This window comes from Roseburia sp. AF20-18LB (genome assembly GCF_003461185.1).
Classification (GTDB): Bacteria; Bacillota; Clostridia; order Lachnospirales; family Lachnospiraceae; genus Roseburia_C; species Roseburia_C amylophila.
Genome location: NZ_QTWP01000001.1, coordinates 904,923 through 925,120, shown reverse-complemented (window position 1 = coordinate 925,120; position 20,198 = coordinate 904,923). Strand labels below are relative to the sequence as shown.

General features: G+C 39.1%; 14 protein-coding genes. All 14 read left to right on the top strand.

The genetic code is table 11. From position 1 onward, the window contains the following. Positions 1 to 22: 22 nt before the first annotated feature. Entirely contained in the window at positions 23 to 1,030 is a 1,008-nt protein-coding gene (locus DWX65_RS04405; protein ID WP_118057071.1) for an ABC transporter permease, read from the top strand. Continuing rightward, positions 1,031 to 1,666 (top strand): beta-phosphoglucomutase, encoded by a 636-nt coding sequence (gene pgmB / locus DWX65_RS04400; RefSeq protein WP_117697681.1) that lies wholly within the window; start codon positions 1,031 to 1,033, stop codon positions 1,664 to 1,666. A gap of 54 nt (positions 1,667 to 1,720) precedes the next feature. After that, the gene (locus DWX65_RS04395; RefSeq protein WP_022242961.1) at positions 1,721 to 3,403 is read left to right on the top strand and encodes a glycoside hydrolase family 3 protein; all 1,683 of its coding nucleotides are present in this window, start codon (positions 1,721 to 1,723) and stop codon (positions 3,401 to 3,403) included. A 33-nt stretch (positions 3,404 to 3,436) separates the two neighbouring features. Next, positions 3,437 to 5,977 (top strand): alpha-L-rhamnosidase, encoded by a 2,541-nt coding sequence (locus tag DWX65_RS04390; protein WP_118057072.1) that lies wholly within the window; start codon positions 3,437 to 3,439, stop codon positions 5,975 to 5,977. 13 nt (positions 5,978 to 5,990) lie between these two features. Beyond that, a complete protein-coding gene (locus DWX65_RS04385) occupies positions 5,991 to 7,730 on the top strand; it encodes a methyl-accepting chemotaxis protein (RefSeq protein ID WP_022242963.1) in 1,740 nt (579 codons plus the stop codon). Positions 7,731 to 7,765: 35 nt separating this feature from the next. Further along, a complete protein-coding gene (locus DWX65_RS04380) occupies positions 7,766 to 10,585 on the top strand; it encodes a prealbumin-like fold domain-containing protein (protein WP_118057073.1) in 2,820 nt (939 codons plus the stop codon). 149 nt (positions 10,586 to 10,734) lie between these two features. After that, complete coding sequence (locus DWX65_RS04375) at positions 10,735 to 12,393, top strand: isopeptide-forming domain-containing fimbrial protein (protein WP_118057074.1); 1,659 nt, start codon at positions 10,735 to 10,737, stop codon at positions 12,391 to 12,393. Between the two features lie 20 nt (positions 12,394 to 12,413). Continuing rightward, positions 12,414 to 14,117 (top strand): class C sortase, encoded by a 1,704-nt coding sequence (locus DWX65_RS04370; RefSeq protein WP_118172876.1) that lies wholly within the window; start codon positions 12,414 to 12,416, stop codon positions 14,115 to 14,117. Continuing rightward, positions 14,059 to 15,042: an AraC family transcriptional regulator gene (locus DWX65_RS04365; RefSeq protein ID WP_117841630.1), complete on the top strand. Its 984-nt coding sequence runs from the start codon at positions 14,059 to 14,061 to the stop codon at positions 15,040 to 15,042. Before DWX65_RS04370 ends, DWX65_RS04365 begins: the two co-directional genes overlap by 59 nt. Before the next feature lie 102 nt (positions 15,043 to 15,144). Further along, a complete protein-coding gene (gene rhaB, locus DWX65_RS04360) occupies positions 15,145 to 16,548 on the top strand; it encodes a rhamnulokinase (RefSeq protein ID WP_118172875.1) in 1,404 nt (467 codons plus the stop codon). Positions 16,549 to 16,566: 18 nt separating this feature from the next. Further along, entirely contained in the window at positions 16,567 to 17,817 is a 1,251-nt protein-coding gene (locus tag DWX65_RS04355) for an L-rhamnose isomerase (protein ID WP_118172874.1), read from the top strand. 68 nt (positions 17,818 to 17,885) lie between these two features. Continuing rightward, positions 17,886 to 18,707 carry a rhamnulose-1-phosphate aldolase gene (gene rhaD, locus DWX65_RS04350; RefSeq protein ID WP_118172873.1) on the top strand — a complete coding sequence of 274 codons (822 nt, stop codon included), beginning with the start codon at positions 17,886 to 17,888 and terminating at the stop codon, positions 18,705 to 18,707. Between the two features lie 135 nt (positions 18,708 to 18,842). Next, on the top strand, positions 18,843 to 19,067 hold the full coding sequence (locus DWX65_RS04345; protein ID WP_118172872.1) for a hypothetical protein: 225 nt from the start codon (positions 18,843 to 18,845) through the stop codon (positions 19,065 to 19,067). Positions 19,068 to 19,154: 87 nt separating this feature from the next. Beyond that, positions 19,155 to 19,931, top strand: a complete 777-nt coding sequence (gene murI, locus DWX65_RS04340) for a glutamate racemase (protein WP_118172871.1) — start codon at positions 19,155 to 19,157, stop codon at positions 19,929 to 19,931. The last annotated feature ends 267 nt before the right edge of the window (positions 19,932 to 20,198 follow it).

Below are 20,198 nucleotides of genomic sequence, written 5' to 3'. Positions count from 1 at the left end.
AAAAGACATGAGGGAAAATAACATGAAAAGTAAAGGAAGAAATAGCATTTTAAAAAAGATAATTGGAACTTTGTGTATTCCGGTAGTGACACTGCTCGTAATGATACTCTTATGTCAGAGGAATGGTGTTGTATTTTTTGAATCAGAAGGAAACTGGATTTTGTTTTCCCGGGCAACAGCAACAGTAATGTTAACGACATTTGCTCTTTCATTGAATCTGAATTCCGGAAGATTTGATTTCTCAATCGGAGCAATTTCGTTATTGTCATCAGTAATCAGTGCATCAATTTGTTCATCCCATGGACTTTCAACACCATATATGCTCGTGATTTCTATTGTATCTGGAGCATTGCTTGGACTGATATCCGGAGCAATTTATGTAATTGTAAAATTACCACCGATTATTGTGTCACTGGGAGTAACACTGTTTTACGAAGGAATGGCATTCGCACTTACCGATGGTTATGGCGTGTCATTTGTAGCAAATAAAGAATTAACAAGTTTTCCAGGTGTTTTGAATTATGTACTTGTAATTGTAATTGGACTCGTTTTATTTATTGCGATTTTTGATTATACACAATTTGGTTATGAATATAAGTCACTATTATCCGGACAGAAGGTTTCTGTTAATACAGGAATTCATGAAGTATCCAATGCAGTAATCTGTTATACCATTGCAGGCGGCTTCATGGGTGTAGTTGGATTTATTAGTGCTTCAAATACAGGAAATATTCAGATGTCTTTAAACTTTGGCTCAATTGGAGTAATGTTTACAGCTTTCTTACCGATGTTTATCGGTGGATTTATCGGACGGTTCTGCAATGAAAAAATTGGTTATCTGTTAGGAGCAGTAACAACAGCATTCATATCATTGATGTATGCAAGATTAAATGTAGATGCATCCATTCAGCAGATTGTTACCGCAGTTATCCTGGTATTGTTCCTGATTTATCTGAATAACGAGAATAAGGTAATTGAGCTTGTAATGCTGAAGAAACAGTTGAAGAAAAAAAGACAAGAGGATAATTAGATGAAATATAAAGGAATCATTTTTGATTTGGACGGAGTAATCTGCTTTACCGATAAGTATCATTATCTGGCATGGAAGAGACTGGCAGATAAACTGGGAATATATTTTGATGAAACCATAAACAACCGGTTAAGAGGCGTAAGCCGGATGGAAAGCCTTGAGATTATTTTAGAGAAAAGTACAAAGAAATATTCCAAAGAAGAGAAAGAAGATTTCGCAGAGCAGAAAAATAAGATGTATGTGGAATTGCTGGAAGACATGACACCGGCTGATTTGCCAAAAGAAGTAAAAACAACCTTAGATGATTTAAGGAAACAGGGAGTTTTACTGGCAATTGGTTCATCCAGTAAAAATGCAAAGAGAATATTAAAACATTTAGGATTAGAAAATTATTTCGATGCCATCAGTGATGGAACGAATATTACAAAATCAAAACCTGATCCGGAGGTATTTTTGAAAGCAGCAGAATACCTGCAGTTAGAACCACAGGAGTGTCTTGTTGTAGAAGATGCGGTGGCAGGAATAAAAGCAGCTACAGCTGGAGGCTTTGATAGTGCAGGATTGGGTGAAGCGTCCGAATGTGAAATGACAACATATCCATTGAGCGGTTTTGCTGAACTGAGAAATATTAATTAAGAAAAGGAGCAGCCGTGGCTGCTCTTTTTGTGCCTTAAATGAAAGGAAAAAGAGATGAATTATAAAGAAAAACCATTTTATTTAGATGATGTAGACATTGCCTGGGTAGAAAATACGCTGGAAAATATGAGCCTGGAAGAAATGATAGGACAGTTGTTCTGCCCGATTGGATATTCAACGGATCCGGAGTATCTGAATATGTTATTACATTTCCATATCGGCGGATTATTTTTCCGGGATGGTGTGGCAGAAGAGATGCAAAGTACATTTACCTATGCGCAGGAGCACACAAAGATTCCGCTTCTGATTCCATCAAATTTAGAAGCGGGAGGAGATGGAGCGGCTACCAATGGAACTGCATATGGAAAACAGATGGCATGTGCAGCTGCAAATGATCCGGTATATGCATATCGTCTGGGAAAGATTGCCTGCTCAGAAGGAAGTGCATTAGGAATTAACTGGGCTTTTGCACCGGTAGTTGACATAGATAGAAATTATCATAATCCAATTACCAATGTCAGAACATATGGCGATGATCCGGAGAAGGTTTATGCCTATGCAAGGGAGTATCTTCGTGCAGCAGATGAATGCAATATGGCAGTCTCAATTAAGCATTTCCCGGGAGATGGTGTGGATGAAAGAGACCAGCATCTTTTGACATCGGTAAATAGTCTTAGCATGGAAGAATGGGATAAATCCTATGGAAGTATTTATCAGCGGCTGATTGACGATGGTGCCAAAACTGTTATGGCAGGGCATATTGCAATGCCAGCGTATCAGGAACATTTTAATCCACAGTTAAAGGGCAAGATTGTTCCGGCTTCTCTTTCCAGAGAGCTTTTGGTGAATTTGCTTCGGGACAAATTAGGATTTAACGGACTTGTCATTACAGATGCAACACCGATGGTCGGATTTACGGCAGCCGGTAAACGAAGTGAAACGGTACCAATGGCAATAGAAAATGGCTGTGACATGATTTTATTCAATAAAGATTTAAAAGAAGATTATCAGTTTATGCTAGATGGTTATAAGAATGGTCTGTTATCCCGTGAAAGATTACTGGATGCAAACAGACGCATACTGGCATTAAAGGCTTCTTTAAGATTACATGAAAAGAAGATAAAAAGACAGCTGGTTCCTGGAAAGGAAGCATTAAAAAACTTACGCACCACGGAGCATATACAGTGGGCAAAAGAGCTGGCAGACCAGTCTGTTACACTGGTGAAAGATATTGCAGAGAATCTTCCAATCAGTGCGAAGAAGACACCGCGTATTTTGCTGGAAATTTTAGGACATTTTCCGTCCAATGAAAGAGTAGTCGGAAAAGTAAAAGAAGAACTGGAAAAGAGAAATTTCCAGGTATTCCTCTATGAGAAGGAAGATTTCGAAAAGGGTGTCGATAATGTAACAGCTTTTAAAGATAAGTATGACATGGTAATTTACATCGGAAATGTGGAAAATGCCAGCAATCAGACCACCAACCGGTTAAACTGGTATACCTTCTGGGGACAGGGAAATAATGTTCCGTGGTTTGCAGAAGAAGTACCGGTAATTTTTATCAGTGTAGCCAATCCATATCATTTACTGGATGTGCCAATGATAAAAACGTATATTAACTGTTACTCCAATAATGATTATGTATTAGAGGCAGTAATAGCAAAGATTGCCGGAGAAAGCAGATTTAAAGGAGTAAGTCCGGTAGATCCATTCTGTGGACGAATCGAACTTTCCTACTAAAAGAATAACGAGACATAAGGGAGAACCGGTTATATGTATATCAGCAGATTAAGAGTAAATCATAAAAAAAATCCATTAGGTTTTAATTTGGCAAAAATCCATTTGTCCTGGGAAGTAAAGGATGTCTGTGGAAAATGGGCCGTGGAAACAAGAATTATAGTATCAGAGAGCAGCAATATGGAAAAGCTGGTATATGATTCCGGAGTACAGGAGAATTATCATGAGAACCAGATGCTGGTTTCCTTCGACTTAAAACCAAGAACCAGATATTACTGGCAGGTAGAAGTTAAAGATGACAAGGGAGACTGCGCAAAAAGTAATCCGGCATGGTTTGAAACGGGAAAACTGCAGGAAAGCTGGACCGCAAAATGGATTGGAACAGAAGAAAATGAAAAGAGAATGCCTCTTTTATATAAAGAGTTTGAATTAAAAGAGAAACCGGAGTCTGTCAGATGGCATGTATGTGGTCTGGGATTATATGAAGCATATGTCAATGAAAAGAAGGCGGGCAGAGAATTTCTTATGCCGGGTTATCATTGCTATGACAGCTTTTTAGAATATCAGACACTGGATGTTACAGAACTGTTATCTCAGGGAAAGAATAAAATTGCGGTTCTGTTAGGCGAAGGCTGGTATAAAGGAAGATTTGGATTTGATGGTGATTACAGAAATCTATATGGTAATCAGAAGAAGTGCATTGGAGAATTACATATACGATATGCCAATGGACAGGAAGAATGTATTGTAACAGACAGCAGCTGGAAGGCAGAAGAAAGCAGCATATGTGAAAATGGAATCTATGATGGAGAACATATTGATGAGACATTAGAACACAAAATGCTTTCCGTGGAGGAAATAGAAGAAACAAGACCACTTGTGGAACGATTTAATCCAAGAATTCATAAAGTAGAAGAATTTCAACCGGTATCAGTAAAACAGGAAGATGAAGCACTTTTGCTGGATTTTGGGGAAACAGTCACCGGTTGGGTAGAAATAACTGGTGCATTTGAAACAGGTCAGAAAGTTATGATGCAGTATGGAGAAGTTCTGCAAAAGGGCAGATTTTACAGGGATAATCTCCGTACTGCCAAAGCAGAATTTACATATGTATCGAAGGGAAAAGGAGAAACCATACGTCCTCATTTTACCTATTATGGATTTCGCTATGTGAAAATAAAAGGTCTGAATCCGGAAAAAGAATATAAATTTATTGCTTATCGTATTATGTCTGATATTGAGAGAACCGGCTGGGTGGCAACAGATCATGATAAGGTAAATCATTTATTAGAAAATACACTGCGTTCCCAGAAATGTAATTTTCTGGATATTCCAACGGATTGTCCGCAGCGTGATGAACGAATGGGCTGGACAGGTGATGCGGGAATTTTTGCATCCACAGCATGTTTTCATATGGATAGCGGAAGTTTCTTTCATCACTATATGAAAAATATGCAGGCTGAGCAGGAAAAATGTAATGGAGCTATTCCGTTCTTTGTTCCAAGACCAAAGGTAAAAAAAGAAGAACATACGAATCCTTTCTATCTGGATTCCGGAGCGGCAGTATGGGGAGATGCAGCAACGCTGATTCCATGGAGACTCTATCAGTTTTATGGAGATAAGGCAATGTTAGAGGAACAGTATCCTGTTATGAAAGCCTGGGTGGATTACGAATATGAGAGAACAAAAGAGAATGAGATTCCGTATCTGTGGCAGAATGACAGGCAGCTGGGAGACTGGCTGGCATTAGACAATGGAAATATCAATAATCCGATTGGAAAGACAGACAGTGGCTTTATCGCATCCGTTTACCATTATTGGTCAACCAAAATGGTGAAAGAAGCGGCAGAAAGTCTAGGATTAGAGGAAAGTAAAGTATATGCAGAGAGAGAAAAAGAGATTCGGAATGCAATTTTAAATTATTACTTTCCAGATAAAAAGTTTTGCTTGGAATACACACAAACCGCTTGTGCACTTTTGCTTTATTTAAAACTTTATCCAGAGGGAGAAAGAGAAGTTATAACGGCAAAACTGGCAGAGTTACTTAAGAAAAATAATGGACATTTAAATACAGGTTTTGTTGGAACACCAATTCTGTGCATGGCTTTGTCAGAGAATGGACAAAATCAGCTTGCTTATGACCTGCTTTTAAACGAGGACTATCCAGGATGGCTGCATGAGGTGAACCTTGGTGCAACAACGGTATGGGAACGATGGAATTCATTGGAAGAGGATGGAAGTATCAGCGGAACCGGTATGAACAGCTTAAACCATTATGCATATGGAAGCATTGCAGAATGGATATACAGATACATGTGTGGTCTGAATCCGTCTATAGGAGAGGCGGTAAAGATGACCATATATCCGATGCCAGATCAAAGATTAAAAAAAGCAGAGGGAAGCTGGAGAAGTGTATTTGGTAAATATGTCTGTGCATGGAACTGGAAGAGTGAGCAGGAAGTAGTCTGTAACATAGAAGTTCCATTTAATGCAAATGCGAGATTTATTTTGCCGGATGGAACGGAAGAGATATTAGACTGCGGAAAATATGAAAAAATTTTAAACATACGTCCTTAGAGAAGGTGTAAATATGAAGAAAACAATAAAAAAAGAATTTCTATTTATGGCAATTGGTTTATTTCTGGTAATGGTAATTGGAATTACGGTAATTATCGGAGAGGTAACAAAAATTGAACAGGCAGAGCAGCTTGTTACGGATGGCTATATTTCCATGGAGAAATATTATGGAAGAGTGGAAAAGAAAATTGAAACCTGTCAGAAATATGCCAATATTTTAACCGCACTCAGTGATGAAGACATGCTGATTGCCGGGGATATCAGTGGAAATATGGAAACAGAGGAAGAAGCCATTGCCCAGTATCTCACGGAAATGGAAAAGCTGACCAAAGATATTTCAGAGCAGAGTTTAACCGACAGTTTTATGACTTACAGCAGTGTAAATAAAGAACTGATGGAGCAATTGAAAGAATGCAGACAGGCAAGAGATGATGGAGATATTGCAAAAGCAAAATCCATCATTGGAGGCAGTGCATTAGAAAAAATACAGGCGCGGGAGTCGGCATGCAATGATTTTCAGGAAAAGTTAGATGAGAATGTAAAACGCAGTTCACAGAATATGAAAGCCCGGACCCAAAAAACTTATCTTATCAGTGTAACAATCGGCATATGTTTTCTGATTATCTGCTTAGTTACATACATACTGGTGAATAAGGCGATTATTCAGCCACTCAAAAAAGCAAGTTTACAGTTAAACCAGATGGTAGAGGATATCCAGAATGGAAATGGAGATTTAAGCATCCGGATTCCGGTAAAAAGGATGGATGAGATAGGACAACTGGTTACAGGAGTAAATCTTTTTGTAGAAAAATTACAAAATATCATGAAGCAGTTAAAAGATGGTTCATCCGATATGGACGAAGTTGCAGATAAAATGAACAGGCAGGCTGGAAATATCGGAGAAGAGACCATGAATATGTCAGCTGTAATTGAAGAGTTATCTGCAGGAATCATGGAAATTAATGACCGTTCCGGACAGGTTAGTGAACGGGTTGGAAAAATAGTAGAAAATGTCAGAGATATATCAGAGGAAACCGGAAATGGAGTTCAATTCGTAGATGAAATGCGTGAACGGGCAGATTATATCGAGAAAAAAACAGCAGAAAGCAAAAAAGAAACCAATGATATGATTGGCAGTTTAGGACATAGCATTGCGGACAGCTTAAAAGGAAGCAAAAAAATCTATGAAATAGGAAATCTGACAGAACAGATTCTTGGAATTGCAGAACAGACTAATCTTTTGGCTTTGAATGCTGCAATAGAGGCTGCAAGAGTAGGAGAGGCGGGAAAAGGATTTGCAGTAGTAGCATCTGAAATCAGGGAACTGGCAGATAATAGCCGGGAGACGATGGGTGAGATACAGACAATTAATATGTCTGTGACCACAGCAGTCAGCACACTGATTGAACAGGTGGAAAAAATGATGGAGTTCTTAAATCAGAACATATTGCAGGATTATAACGGTTTTGAAATGATGGCTTCCCGCTACCGCCAGGATGCAGACTATATGGGAGATTTTTGCGGAACAATCAATCATAATGTGCAGGATATGTATCAGGCAATGGATGAAATGAAAGAAAACATGGATACCATAGCAACGTCTATCGATGAAAGCTCGGAAGGGTTACAGGTCTTCGCAGGAAGTGTCGAGGATTTGGCAAAAGCAGTAGAAGATATCAAAGAGCAGTCATATGTAAATCAGACCGTATCAAATGGACTTAAAGGAGAGACAGAAAGGTTTATTAATATATAGTGTTTATTAAAGAAGATATTTAATGGAGAGGGAAAATGCTTTTTTGTGGGAGAAAAAGGAAACATAAATTTCATATAGTACAGGCATTATTAGCGGTAACACTATTACTTCTGCTGTCTTTTGCACAGAATGCGAATGCAAAAGAGCAGGAAAATGGTGAAGAAATTTATGAAACAGAGATAGGTGAGTTAGAGCAGAGTACAGAAGAAACAGAGGACACAGAAGATGTAGATAATACAGAAGAAAACAAGATAGCCTTTTTTTCACAGACTTATGGAAGTGGCACGATTTCACTGGGCAGTTATAACGGTGGAGGAACAATTTCTTTGACAGAGGATGTGACAGCTTCAGGCATTTGTCAGTTAAATGGTGTTTTGAATATTGATTTGAATGGCCATAAGATGACGATGCAGAATAACGCAAGTTTTATGTTATGCAGCGATAATGCAGTACTCAATATCCGGGATTCTGCCGGTGGAGGTGTCATTTACGCATCCTGTCAGTTAATCTGGATCTATAGTGGCGGAACAGTAAATTTATATGGTGGAACATTGGAGGGGGAGAATATGACAAAGCTTCCACAGAGTGGTGGCTGCGTGAACTTATCCAGAAACAATATGGGAACACCGGTATTCCACATGTATGGTGGAGTTATACGTAATTTCCAGGCATCACAGTATGGCGGTGCAGTATATGTGGCAAGCACTTTCTCCGGGAAGAAACCGTCTTTTTATATGTATGGAGGTACAATTGAAAATTGTAATGCATCAGAAGGAGCTGCTGTTTATGTAGATGATTCCGGAGATGGACCAGGCTATTTCTATATGAAAGGTGGAACGAAGACAGAAGAGGGCGGTGAAAGCAAGGCTGTGATACATTGCGCAGCTTATAATGGAAATAAGACTAAGAATGCCATATATAATTATGGATATTTTGGAATAGAGGGTGTTATAGATATAGAAGGAATTGTATATCTGCACCAGAATAACTGGGCAAGCACGACGAAGCATTTTATTAAGGTTACAGACAGGCTTGTTGTAGTGGGAGATGGATATATAGATATTGATTCAGCATATCCCAACAGTAATGCAGTCTGTACCGGACATACAGTTATTGAAAATGCGACACAGACCGAAGGAATTTCGCAAAATCCAATCTCACAGGAAGAATTTTATACTTATTCCAGTTATTTTATTAATTCTACAAAAGGATTGATGATTTCGGCGGGATTTGACCCGGCGAAGAATGAAATGGCTGGAAAGGAATATCCGTCCAACTGGCCGTCTTATCAGGCAGATTTGTACAGCAGGAAGTATACCTATAAAGATGTAAAGGGACAGACCATGCTGATTCAGGCTTCTGATTCACCAGGAGACAAAAGACAGATGCAGAATTATAATTATCTGATTTATACAGAACGGGATAAATTAGAGGAAGATTATGCTGTGTACTATAGTATCAAAATATCAAAACGGGATATTGGAACGGATGACAGATTAAATGGGGCTGTATTTTCACTTAAGAAAAAGAATATAGCGGAAGACGGAACAGTGCGTTATGAAGATATCGGAATAAGTGGAACAACCGGTATGGAAGAAGATGGCGTGGCGGCCGGTGAAACTTATATTTATCTGGATGCTGAGAAAATGGGAAAGTTAATGGTAGATGATGGAACTTATGTTTTGACAGAGGATACTGCGCCGGATGGGTATGTGGCAAGAGGTGAATTAGCTGTTATTGAAATTAAACATAAGCTGGATGAAAGTACCGGAAAGACAGTATCAGTTGTAGAAGTGGTTGCCAATAACAAAGTGCTTGGAACGTCAGAACAGGTAGTGAATTCTACATATGGCGACAAAGGAATGCTGGTGAATAAAGAAATTGTGTTTACTTTGAAGAATTCTACGGAACTGTTAGAAGAAAATATAGATTATACCATTCAGGTGGATAAGTACCGTGACACAGAATACCAGCAGAGACTCTCAGGAGCGCATTTTGAATTATATACAGCAGAAGAACCGGTTACACTGGTGGCAAACGGAACAACAGATACAAATGGTACGGTAAAACTGCTGGATTTAAATGGCTCAGAATTTACCTGTTCAAAAGGAGCCCATTATAAATTAAAAGAAGCAGAAGCACCGGAAAACTTTTATCTGATGTCAGATGAGATAGATATCAGGATAAAAGAAGAAAATCAGGTATTTATCAATGACGTTTTATTGGAAGATGGAAATACACTTTCCGGGGCAGATGCAGGTGGCACAACAGAATATGGGGACTGGCGTGTGACAAGGCAGGAAGATGCCATAGTATTTTCTGTTTATGATGAGGAAAAACCACCGACATGGACTTTACAGGCAAGAAAATATGGAACAAAAGTAATTGATGCATTGGCTCTGTCTGGTGCAGAATTTACGTTATATCAGGTGGAATCATCCGGCGAAACGGAAATTATATCGCTTACAAGTTCGGATGGAACAGATGGACATGAAATCGGAGAATTAGAATTTACAGATACAAATGGAGAACCACTGCAGCTTGCATGTAATACAACCTATATTCTGCGGGAAACACATGCACCTGTGGGATATGAAATAATGGAAGATATTATCTTAAGTATAAATGAGGATGCTTCACAAATAGAAGTAACGCAGGGTGGGGCAGGTTATGGAGAGGCATCATATGATGCGGTAAATAAGGTATTAACACTTTCAATTATAGATAAAGCAGTATATCGTATGCCAGAAACAAAAAGTGGAGGGCTCTATCCGCTTGCGGTTATCGGTACACTTTTCATGAGTTTTTTTGCCGTACTAATGCTGGTGATTTCCCAACGCCAGCAAAAAGTATAGGTTCTTCACCAATCAGTAGTATAACTTAGTTTTTTTTAAATTCCCTAAAAATGTAAGAATGATTGACAGTGTTGATATAAACTGGACGATTGCAAGGCGGCCTGGAGCACCGCTTTGATAATTGTCTGAACAAGTAAAGGAGAGAGAATATGAAACAGAGAGTAAGAAGATGGAAGGCAATGATGATGGCAGTAATGCTGGTACTTAGTATAATTCTGCCGGCGAAAACGGTTAGGGCGGCAGATCTTGCCACTACGATTCAGGTAACCGGAATCGAGGAAGGATGTAATGTTTATGCATATGCAGTTGCAATTGATGCAGTAGATGCAAATGGAAATCATTACTGGAAATACAATCCGGAGGGAAATGTTGAGTCGAGAGTAAAAGATGGCAAAGTGGATACAGATGATCTGGTTTATTTTTATATGAATCTGAATTCAACAATGGGAGCTGATGACTGGGATTTACATGATGGAGAAGGAGATGCTGTTGTAGATAAGACTGTATTACACATGCAGTATAATGCTGCAGATGCTTCCTATAGTGTATCAAATGTAAAACCTGGTTTATATGTAATCGCTGCAAATAAACAGGTCAAAGAATATTCTTATAGTGGTAATGTGGTTGCGGTAAATTATCAGTACAGTGGTACTGGAATAGCATCTATTGCAGATGAAAACGGAGTGATTCATGTAGCAGCGAAGAAATCCAGCGATCCAACCATGAAGAAGGAAGTAATTGAAAATGGAAATGCATATAAATATGGGGATGCGAATATTGGAGACACAGTAGAATTTAAGATTACGATGACAATTCCGGATTATCAGGGATCCTGGTTATCTGATAAGTTACATTATAATATTAAGGATTCACTCACAGATGGACTGACTCTGGATGTAAGTTCTATTAAATTAGAAGGAACATCCATCAATGATTTATTTGTAACAAACAAGAAATGTACTTCAACCAATATTACAACCTCCACAAGTGGTTTTACATTAGATTTATATGGTGAGGATGTTTATCAGTATGCAGGAAATACGATTGCAATTACTTATCAGGCAAAAGTAAATGAGAAAGCAAAAGTAAACTTTGATTCAGATGAGAATAAAGCAACTTTAAAGTATTCTACGGTAGCATCCGGTACTGATATGAGTGATCCGATGCAGGATATCACACATCATTATACATTTGGATTTGATACTCTGGTAAATGGAACTGGTTCTGAGAAAACTACAGAGATTACCAAATATGGTGTAAAGACAACGACAGAACTTGATAATAAAGTAGCACTGGACGGTGCACAGTTCCAGTTATTTGATGCAAATGGAAAGCAGTTATATTTTACCAGTGATGGTGAATATACTACCGAGACAAGTGGAACATATGATTATATTGTATCAAAAAACAATGGTCAGCTGACAGCAACCGGTCTGGATGCAGGTACATATACTTTAAAAGAGTCCAAGGCACCATTGGGATATGCATTGGATAAGACTACTTATACGATTGTAATCACACCGACTTATAATGAACTGACAGGAGAATTAAAGAATTATACGGTAAGAGTAAATGGCGCAACTGGAAATTCTATTACTTTTACACATGAAAAGCTGGATAATGGAACAATAAATACAACAGACAATGCTGCAAATGCAGATACGTTTGGAATTAATAATACACCACTTATTACCTTACCGGAGACAGGTGGAGCAGGAATGATTGCACTGACTGTTGCAGCAGTTGTCTTAATGGCAGGATTTGGAACAATGTTTGTTTCATTGAGAAAAAGAAAACAGGTAAAATAATTAAGAGAGGGCAAAGTAGAATGAAAGAATCTGTACGTAAAACATTAATGTTTCTCATGGCAGTTGGCTTTTTGACAGGCTTTGCCCTGCTGCTTTATCCAATGTTTTCTAATATGTGGAACGAGTATAATAGCAAATTAAAGTTTGAAGAATATCAGTATGAAAATGCAGAAAAAGCGGAGGATACCAGTTTAGAAGAGGAGTGGGAGAAAGCAGCGGCATATAACGAGCGGTTGCAGCCAATTGTAATTCCTGATAGTTTCATTCAGGCAGAACAGGAGGAAGTAACACAGCAGGATAGTGAATATATGTCCTGCCTGAATCAGAATGGGGATGGTATGATGGGTTATCTGTCTATTCCGAAGATTGGCGAAATTATACCTGTATATCATACTTCCAGAGAAGAGGTATTACAAAAAGGAGCAGGACATATCCAGGGTTCATCGCTGCCAATCGGTGGAACTTCAACACATGCATCCATAGCAGCGCATCGGGGAATTCCAGGAATGTCCCTGTTTACAGACCTTGATTTACTGGAAGAAGGAGACCAGTTCTACTTATATATATTAGATGATATTCTGGCATACGAAGTAGATCAGATAGAAACTGTGATGCCGGAAGATACAGAGATTTTAAATGTAGAAGAAGGGAAGGATTATGTAACGCTGGTTACCTGTACGCCATATGGTGTAAATACGCAGCGTTTATTGGTGCGTGGACACAGAGTGCCTTATGTAGAGGAACAGGAGAAGGAGCAGGAAAGACAGGCAAAGAAAAGCATTCATACGAATTATCTGGCATGGATTTTTATTGGAATAATAGCTGCTATAGGCTCCATTGTAATATGCAGAAGTATCATCTGGATGATAAAGAAAAAAAGCAGCCATGGAACAAAAGGGAGAAAGCACAGGAATAAAATAGTTTGTAAAATACTATTCATAATGATATGTTTTGCTGGTCTGCAGCCAGAGAGTGTACGGGCAGAGGAGGATATTCCGGTATCGGAACCATGTTCTATTACTTTTGAAATTCCCAATGCATACCGTGCAACTTTAAAAGAGCAGAAGCTGGAGCTTAGGCTATATCGCATTGCAGATATTACAGAGACAGGGGAATACCGTGATTTAGAAAAATATTCCGGGTTAAATATACAGGAGTTATCCGTGGAATCATCCGCCCGTGAATATAAGAAAAAAGCAGAAGATGTGGCGGCATCTCTTGGGGTTACCGAATGGGATGAGAGTGCAAAGACAGAACCGGATGCAGAGATTGAACTGACAGATAATACAGGAAGCAAGGATGGAATGGAAGCCGGAGTATATTTAGTTTGCATGAAACCGCTTTATTTATCCGATGAAGTCTATCAGGCAGATCCGTATCTGATTACACTGCCTGGTTTTATGGAGAATATCGAAAAAACAGGTGATGAAAAGTATGTCTGGATGAAGGATGCGGTAGTGGATTTAAAGCTGGCAAGGAAGGCAGTTTCAAGACCTCAGGAACCGCAGGAAGAAAGGGAGGAACCTGTGACTCCACTGGAAACAGAGGAGATTAAGACAGGCGATGAGACGGAATGGCAGCAGACTTTCGTATTACTGGCAGCTTCTGGAAGCATATTGGCTGTATTGTTGTTTTTAGGAAAAGTTTCATTGAGGAGAAAACGGGATGAGAAAAGAACTTCTGGACGAATTGATGATAATATCGGAGGAAGAAAAGAAGTATAAATCAGGACAAAGTACGGTGGAACAAAGTCTGTATGCAAAAGATAACCTGACAGAGATTGACAGAAAAAGATTACTGCAGCGAGGAAAGCTGATTACGGTACGTCCACACAGCCGGTTTGTGGATTTCCCGGAGCATAGGCACAATTATGTGGAAATGATGTATGTGGTACAGGGCAGTATTACACATTATATAGAAGGAAAAGAACTGGTATTGCGTAAAGGAGATGTGCTGATGCTGAACCAGCATGTGTCACATGCAATAAAAAGGGCTGAGTATGAAGATATTGGAATTAATTTTATTGCATTACCGGAATTTTTTGAAGTTCCACTTACGATGCTGCATGAGAAAAATGTACTGGCTGATTTTGTAATTGGTGCAATGCGGCAGAAGAATCCAGTTTCCCATTATCTGCTATTTCGTTTAAAAGAAGATTTACAGGTGGAGAATCTGATGGAAAATATGATAGAATCCATGCTGCATACACATTGTAATGAAGATATTGCCAATCAGTATACCATGGGGCTTGTATTTTTATATCTGTTGAATCATCTGGAAAATTTGAGCCATAACTCATCCCTTGATTATAAGGAAACTGTTGTACAGGCGGTGATGGAATATATTAACAGTGATTGCCAGAATGCAAATCTGACTAAGATTGCGGAAGATACCCATCAGTCGATGACAGTATTGAGTAAATTGATGAAGCAGAAAACAGGATATACATTTCAGGAACTATTGCAGAGAAAACGGTTTCAAAAGGCAGTATATCTGTTAGTAGAGACTGAACTTACGGTGGAGGACATTGCACTGGAAGTTGGTTATGAAAACCAGAGTTATTTCTATCGGCAGTTTCAGAAACGCTATGGAATGACACCAAAAAAATATCGTGATTTACATAAGAAAGACGTGCATATAAGAATTTAAAACAAGGAAAATAAGGACAGTTTTTTGGTCTAATGAGAGGCTAACAAACTGTCCTTATTTTTGTTAGATTTAGATTAACGAACAGGAAGAAGGAGTGTGAAAATGAATACAAAATATTATCTTGCAGTGGACATTGGCGCATCCAGTGGCAGACACATGCTGGCACACTTAGAGGATGGAAAAATAGTTTTAGAAGAAATCTACCGCTTTTCCAATGAAATGATTGATCGGAAAGGTTATAAAGCGTGGAATGTCAGAAGACTGTTTCAGGAAATTCTTTCAGGAATGAAAAAGTGTGCGGAACTTGGAAAAATTCCATATAGCATGGGAATTGATACCTGGGCAGTGGATTATGTGCTTTTAGATGAAAATGACAGAAGAATTGGTGAAACAGTTGCTTACCGGGATAAGCGGACCTATGGAATGGATGAAGAGGTATACAAATTAATAACGGAAGAACAGTTATATTTGAGAACAGGAATCCAAAAACAGATTTTTAATACAATTTACCAGCTGATGGCATTAAAAAAGACAGAACCAGGCCAGTTAGAACGTGCAGAAACTTTTTTGATGGTTCCGGATTATTTTAATTTCCTGTTAACAGGCAGGAAAGTGCAGGAGTATACGAATGCAACTACAACACAGCTGGTAAATCCGGCAACAAAAGACTGGGATGATGAACTGCTTGAAAAGCTTGGAATAAAGCGGAATATCTTTCAAGAGATAAAAATGGCAGGCTGTGAAGTCGGAGAACTTGAACAGGAGATTCAAAAACAGGTGGGATTTAACTGCAAGGTGATTCTGCCACCGACACATGATACAGCATCAGCAGTTGTAGCAGTGCCGTCCCGGAAAGAAGAGACCTTATATATCAGTTCTGGTACATGGTCTTTGATGGGAACAGAACGGCTGCAGGCAGATTGCAGCAAAGAAAGTATGCTTCACAATTTTACCAACGAAGGCGGTTATGGATATCGTTATCGTTTCTTAAAAAATATCATGGGATTGTGGATGATACAGTCGGTTCGAAAAGAACTTGTTCCGGATATGAGTTTTGCGGAAATCTGTGAACTGGCAGAGAAAGAAAAAATAACCTCGCTGGTAGATGTAAATGATGAAAGATTTTTAGCACCGGAAAGTATGGTAGAGGAAGTAAGAAGTGCTTGCTGGGAGACGCTGCAGCAGGTTCCAAAGACAATCGGAGAAATAGCGGCTGTTATTTATAACAGTCTGGCAAACTGTTATGCCATGGCAGCAAAAGAGATAGAAATAATTACTGAACAGAAATATCAGGAACTCCATATTGTTGGAGGTGGTGCAAATGCAGATTTTCTGAACAAACTGACAGCAAAATATACCGGAAAAACAGTTCTGGCTGGACCGACAGAGGCAACGGCATTGGGAAATATTTCCGTACAGATGATTACAGCAGGAGAATTCGCTGATTTGAAAGAAGCGAGGGAGTGTATTTATCATTCCTTTGAAATTAAAATATATAAAGCATAGAGAAGGAGATTAGAAAGTATGACAAGTTACGAAATGGCAAAAGATAAATATGCCGCATGGGGAGTAGATACGGAAAAGGCAATGGAGCAGTTAAAAAAGGTTCCGGTTTCCCTCCACTGCTGGCAGCTCGATGATGTAATGGGATTTGATAATGATGGTGCATTGACCGGTGGAATCCAGACAACAGGGAATTATCTGGGAAGAGCGAAGACACCAGAACAGCTTATGGCAGATATGGAAGAAGCAATGAAACTTATGCCGGGTACAGCAAAATTAAATATTCATGCGTCTTATGCTATTTTTGAAGAAGGCGAATTTGCAGACAGAGATGCTTTAGAGCCGAAGCATTTTGCAAAATGGGTTGCTTTTGCAAAAAAACATCATATGGGAATTGACTTTAATCCTACATTTTTCTCACATGAAAAAGTAAAGAATGGATTGACACTTTCCAGTCCCGATGAGGAAATCAGAAAATTCTGGATTGAACATGGAAAGGCATGTATCCGCATTTCGGAGTATTTCGCAAGAGAAACGGGAATGCCTTGCGTTATGAATATATGGACCGGAGATGGTTTTAAGGATGTGCCGGCAGACCGAATGGGACCACGCATGAGATATAAGGATTCCATAGAGCAGATATTATCAGAACCATATGACAAAAATCTCGTAAAACCATGCGTGGAATCGAAAGTCTTTGGCATCGGAGTAGAATCTTATACGGTAGGTTCTGCAGAATTTACGTTAAGCTTTGCTGCAATGCATGAGGGCTGTATGCCGCTTATGGATAATGGACATTATCATCCACAGGAATATGTTTCAGATAAAATACCTGCAATGTTGTGCTTTTATCCAGAATTTGCATTACATATTACAAGAGGAGTGCGCTGGGATTCCGACCATGTTCTTTTGCTGGATGATGAAACAAAGGAAATGGCAAAAGAGATTGTAAGAAATCAGGCGCTGGACAGGGTGTATATGGCATTGGATTATTTTGATGCAAGCATTAATCGTGTTTCTGCACTTGCAACAGGATTCCGAAGCTGGCAGAAGGCTCTGCTTATGGCTTTATGTACTCCGAATGAACAGTTGAAGGAATTACAGGATACCAATCAGCTGGGCAGATTAATGGTAATGCAGGAGACAGTAAAGATGCTTCCAATTGGAGAAGTCTGGGAAGAATATTGCAGACGGGAAGGTGTTACAGATGATGCACATTTCTATGATGCAATCGAAAAATATGAAAAAGAAGTATTGGTAAACCGTAACTAGAGAACATACAAACAATAATAGTTGAGAAAGAAAAATATCAGAAAGATATAATAAGAGGAAAAGAGAGAATGAAGTTTTTAGATGCAGAATTTGTACAGGGATTCATCCGTATGGCAAATGATGGCTGGGAACAGGGATGGCATGAAAGAAATGGCGGTAATTTATCGTATCGTGTAAAACCGGAAGAAGTAGAAATGGTAAAAGAAAATTTTAATAGTAAAGAATGGCAGCCAATCGGAACATCTGTGCCATATCTTGCAGGAGAATATTTTCTGGTAACTGGAAGCGGCAAGTATTTTCGAAATGTGATTTTGAAACCGGAAGATTCCATCTGCATGATAGAACTGGATGAAAAAGGAGAAAATTACCGTATTGTCTGGGGACTGGTAAATGGTGGAAGACCAACTTCTGAATTACCGAGTCATTTGATGAATCTGGAAGTAAAAAAGAAGAAAAATCCAAATTACAGAGTTGTATATCATGCACATACCACCAATATTATTGCCCTGACCTTTGTTCTTCCACTGGATGATAAAGTATTTACAAGGGAACTTTGGGAAATGGCAACAGAATGTCCGGTTGTATTCCCGGATGGAATTGGTGTTGTTCCGTGGATGGTGCCAGGCGGCAGAGAAATAGCTGTTGCTACCAGCAAATTGATGGAAAAATATGACTTGGCAATCTGGGCGCATCATGGTACGTTTGCGGCAGGAGAAGATTTTGATCTGACATTTGGACTTATGCACACAGCTGAAAAATCAGCAGAGATACTGGTGAAGATGTTATCTATGCAGAGTAAGAAACGTCAGACCATCCAGCCGGATGAATTCCGGCAGCTGGCAAAAGATTTTAACGTAACATTGCCGGAAGAGTTTTTATATGAAAAATAAATAGTAATCGTTTTCGCTGGAAAAGTATTTAAAAGACAACTCCGTTATGGCTTGCACATCAGAACCTGAGATGATAAAATAAGTAAGACATTAGAGAAGTAGTGTTGGGGCGATAAAGAGTAGATAGGGGAAAGAATGGAAAACAAATTCTGTTACCTGAAAGGGCTTGTGGACTGCAGTTCGGGACAGATTCAGGACTGCAATGTAAAGCATGTGTCCAGGTGTCCGCGGGAAGAAGACACGGCTAAGAAGGAGAGCCGGCAGGCGTTCTGCTACTTAAAAGGACTGGTAGACTGTGCTCCGTGTGATGTGCAGGACTGCAATATTAAGAGAGTACGTAGATGCCCGAGGGAAAACTAAGAATTGCTGCTGAAAACGGAAAATCTGTTTTCAGCAGTTTTTTACGAAAGAAGAGAACCTATTTGTATGCGAAAACAGGGGGCTATCATGAAACAGACCGAAAGACCAATTGCAGTATTTGATTCGGGTGTAGGTGGAATAAGCGTATTGCGTGAGCTGGTACACCTGATGCCAGGTGAAAATTATATATTTTTTGGAGATTCTAAAAATGCACCTTATGGTGGAAAAAGCTTAGAAGAGGTGCGGGAACTTACGGAATGCCATGTAAGACATCTTCTGTCGGAAGGAGCAAAAGCAGTAGTGATTGCCTGTAATACAGCAACCAGTGCAGATGTCTCGATTTTGAGAAAAGAATATCCTGATGTACCGGTGGTTGGAATTGAACCTGCATTAAAGCCTGCAGTACAGTTTATGGAGCATCCGCGGGTACTTGTTATGGCAACGCCAATGACAATCCGGGAAGAAAAATTTCAACGGCTTATGGCGCGGTATGAAAAGGAAGCGGAGATTTATCCGCTGGCATGTCCCGGAATTGTGGAATTTGTTGAGCGTGGAGAATTAAATAGTGCAGACTTGAAGGCATTTTTATACAGACTGTTGAAACCATATTGTGAGGGAACAGTGGATGCAATCGTTTTGGGATGTACCCATTATCCTTTTGTAAAGGATGCAATAGCAGAAGTGATGGGGAATACAGTGGAATTTTTTGATGGAGGAGCTGGCGTGGCACGGGAGACCAGACGGCGGCTTATGGAAAAGGAATTATTGTATACCGGAGACAGAAAAGGCAGGGTAATATTTGAAAACAGCGCGGCAACACTGGAAAAGCTGCGATTGTGCGAAACATTACTTAATTCTAAATAAAATATAAATTAAATGGGAATATTTTTTTAGATTTTTTTAGAATCCTTTTCGAAAACTGACACACTTTAGACACATTTCATGGATATAATGAATCTATCAAATGAAGGAACGCAAAAATAAAAAAACAGATTTCCTTTCGTTTGAGAAAAAAGTGGCAATAATTTCCTTTTAATAGATGAAACATTTTCATAACTAAACTCCTCGAAAAAACAGTCCGGAAGGGCTGTTTTTTCATGCTAAAAAGAAGGACTGATTTCTAATTGTGAA

What these genes read in the sequence shown, in the direction of transcription:
- DWX65_RS04405 (WP_118057071.1), top strand. Translation starts at nt 23, where the DNA reads ATGAAAAGTAAAGGAAGAAATAGCATTTTAAAAAAGATAATTGGAACT.
- pgmB (WP_117697681.1), top strand. Translation starts at nt 1,031, where the DNA reads ATGAAATATAAAGGAATCATTTTTGATTTGGACGGAGTAATCTGCTTT.
- DWX65_RS04395 (WP_022242961.1), top strand. Translation starts at nt 1,721, where the DNA reads ATGAATTATAAAGAAAAACCATTTTATTTAGATGATGTAGACATTGCC.
- DWX65_RS04390 (WP_118057072.1), top strand. Translation starts at nt 3,437, where the DNA reads ATGTATATCAGCAGATTAAGAGTAAATCATAAAAAAAATCCATTAGGT.
- DWX65_RS04385 (WP_022242963.1), top strand. Translation starts at nt 5,991, where the DNA reads ATGAAGAAAACAATAAAAAAAGAATTTCTATTTATGGCAATTGGTTTA.
- DWX65_RS04380 (WP_118057073.1), top strand. Translation starts at nt 7,766, where the DNA reads ATGCTTTTTTGTGGGAGAAAAAGGAAACATAAATTTCATATAGTACAG.
- DWX65_RS04375 (WP_118057074.1), top strand. Translation starts at nt 10,735, where the DNA reads ATGAAACAGAGAGTAAGAAGATGGAAGGCAATGATGATGGCAGTAATG.
- DWX65_RS04370 (WP_118172876.1), top strand. Translation starts at nt 12,414, where the DNA reads ATGAAAGAATCTGTACGTAAAACATTAATGTTTCTCATGGCAGTTGGC.
- DWX65_RS04365 (WP_117841630.1), top strand. Translation starts at nt 14,059, where the DNA reads ATGAGAAAAGAACTTCTGGACGAATTGATGATAATATCGGAGGAAGAA.
- rhaB (WP_118172875.1), top strand. Translation starts at nt 15,145, where the DNA reads ATGAATACAAAATATTATCTTGCAGTGGACATTGGCGCATCCAGTGGC.
- DWX65_RS04355 (WP_118172874.1), top strand. Translation starts at nt 16,567, where the DNA reads ATGACAAGTTACGAAATGGCAAAAGATAAATATGCCGCATGGGGAGTA.
- rhaD (WP_118172873.1), top strand. Translation starts at nt 17,886, where the DNA reads ATGAAGTTTTTAGATGCAGAATTTGTACAGGGATTCATCCGTATGGCA.
- DWX65_RS04345 (WP_118172872.1), top strand. Translation starts at nt 18,843, where the DNA reads ATGGAAAACAAATTCTGTTACCTGAAAGGGCTTGTGGACTGCAGTTCG.
- murI (WP_118172871.1), top strand. Translation starts at nt 19,155, where the DNA reads ATGAAACAGACCGAAAGACCAATTGCAGTATTTGATTCGGGTGTAGGT.